The sequence below is a fragment of the Aquibium carbonis genome (assembly GCF_003970795.1).
Lineage (GTDB): Bacteria > Pseudomonadota > Alphaproteobacteria > Rhizobiales > Rhizobiaceae > Aquibium > Aquibium carbonis.
In genome coordinates this window covers 1-2,351 of the sequence record NZ_RWKW01000136.1, presented here as the reverse complement: position 1 = coordinate 2,351, position 2,351 = coordinate 1, and the positions used below count along the sequence as shown (strand labels likewise).

At 57.8% G+C, this 2,351-nt stretch carries 2 protein-coding genes; both read left to right on the top strand.

Annotated elements, in window-relative coordinates; all coding sequences use genetic code 11:
• A partial coding sequence (locus EJC49_RS24360; protein WP_210211866.1) for a hypothetical protein occupies window positions 1-631 on the top strand: 631 nt, incomplete at its 5' end.
• Between the two features lie 361 nt (window positions 632-992).
• Complete coding sequence (locus tag EJC49_RS24355; RefSeq protein ID WP_126702525.1) at window positions 993-1,904, top strand: toll/interleukin-1 receptor domain-containing protein; 912 nt, start codon at window positions 993-995, stop codon at window positions 1,902-1,904.
• Window positions 1,905-2,351 lie beyond the last annotated feature (447 nt).

Here is a 2,351-nt window from a genome sequence, read left to right as displayed (position 1 = left end):
CGGGAGTTCATCCGGGCACAAACTCAATAGCCGACTGTCCGGTCAAATAGGGGCAACTCCAGTAGGACACATGAATAGCTTCCCTATCGTCGCCACCGTCATCTCAATGGTGCTCGGGCTCTCTATCACGCGTCTCCTGCTTGGCCTCGTCACCGTTTTCCGTATCCGCCGGACCTCGTCAGTGGATTGGGTGCCGTTGGTCTGGTGCGCGATCCTCTTCGTGATCCAGTTGCAATACTGGTGGGCGATCAACAGCCTGCCACTGCTCCGCCCACAGTACGCGTTCAGCGACTTCCTCTTCTTGGTATCGATGACGGTGATGCTCTTCGTCACGGCAGCGCTGTTGCTGCCCAGCCGCAGTGAGGACGAGCACGAGGGACTAAGAGCCCATTTTGAGGCGGATGGCCGCTTCGCGCTGATGTCGCTCTCTGGCTTCCTGCTGCTCGCTTTCGTGCTCAATATCTTCTATTTCGACGAGCCGGTCGAAGCGGTGTGGGCGCTGCTTGACGTTCCCATGATCGTTCTGCCGGTGCTGGCATTTTTCGCGAGCGATCGCCGCTTCTATGCCGCCATCACGGCGGTGTATCTGCCGCTGATGGCGGTAGATGTCTGGGTGTCGCTCCAAGGCTAAGGCACCACGCCGGACCTAGTTTTGGCAGAGAGGAAATCAGCCAGCGCCTCATAGCGGGTGCTCTGAGACTCGTACCTGTGTCCTGCAGTTGCGGATGCGATTGGCTAGATATGTCGTTCAGCAACGGCAGATCTAGTTGACCGCTTCCGACCGCATCTTGGTCGATTAACAGTCGATTGCGCTTCACCATAAGCCGGCATTCGTTTGTCGATCCGCTTTGACGTCTCTGGGGCTGGAAACTGACAGTCCGCTTTCGGCCGCCTCAGCGATTAATGCGGACGACAAACAGACTGGTAGGCTATAGCCTCGGGGGATAATCGTGCTCTCGAGTTTTCGATAACCGCTTGGTAGTCTGTGTTGGATGGCAGATTTATTCATTTCGTACGCTTGGACATCACCAGCTCATCGTGAGTGGGTGCGACTGCTTGCGAGCCAGCTTCATCTTCTCGGTTATGACGTGAAGATCGACGAACAGGTAGATTATGGGTCTAGCCTTAGCGGCTTCATGCAGGAGGTAACGAGTGCAACGCACGTCTTGCTGATCGTCGATGAAAACTACGTTCTGCGTGCAGATACGATGCCGAATTCGGGCGTCGGGATCGAAAACAGGTGGATCAGCGGCGCATTTAACAACAAACCTTCAACCTGGTTGTCGCTCGTATTTGTGCAGAACTCTTTACTCAAAGTTCCAGCTTGGCTCTCAAGCCATTCTCCCAAGGGTTTCGATTTCAATTCGATGCCCGAGAAAAACGTATTCCCAGGATCGGTGCAGATCGATGAGATATGGCGTTGGGTCGAGGGACTGCCCGCCTCAAGAGGTCATGCCGCCTCTCTGGCCGAGGTCCGGAAACGCGCAGCGCGGATCGAGCGTATCGACGCCCAACGTGATCCGGCCAACTATGCGAGCCCTGCGCTTAAAGGTCGCGTCACCTTCCGACACAAAGATCACGGTCATTTCAAAGTTGGCAATGGCGAATACGAGTTCAAGATCAACTTCAGCGGTCGCTCACACAACAGCGTCTACGTCTACATTGACAGCGGCCTCAAGGCAGTGGGCCTGATAACAGCGTCCAGCTACGACCCGTCCTCAGTCTCAGCCTTTCTCACGCCTGCGCGAACTGCAGAGCCGATCGTTGGGCAAAGCGTTGTCTGCATGAATGCTCATGGCGCGCTGTGTGTCCTTACCATTGACGAGGTGCAACCGGAGGTAAACGCCCAGACCTATGTGTCTCCGCACGTCACATTCTCATATGAAGTGCTGACCGCCGACTGAAAGACAGAGGGAAGGAAGTGAGACCTGCTTATGGTCGTTCGTATCGAACGTCCACTTCTGGCCGCCCGGTCCCATTAGGCGCGTTGCCGTCAGAGAACGATGGCCACCTGGATGGCCGCTTTTCCACTTCCGCGGGCCAGAACCCGCCATTCCGCTTTCCACCCCTTTGTCGCCATTCGCCCGCTACCCGGATCGCGGACGCTTCCGGGGAAAGCCTTGGGCCGGCTCTGGTGGCTAGCGCATTCCGCAAGTCGCCGAAAGGACGGTCGCGAACGCCGCGTTCCTTCGCGCCCCCCTCTGTCCTGCCGGACATCTCCCCCACGAGGGGGGAGATCGGCTCTCCGGCGTCGCGCCCACTTTTTCGCAAACGCCGCGTTCCTTCGCGCCCCCCTCTGCCTGCCGGCCGGGGCGAGCCACGGGTCTCGCCCGTCCTTCGGACCCCCCTCA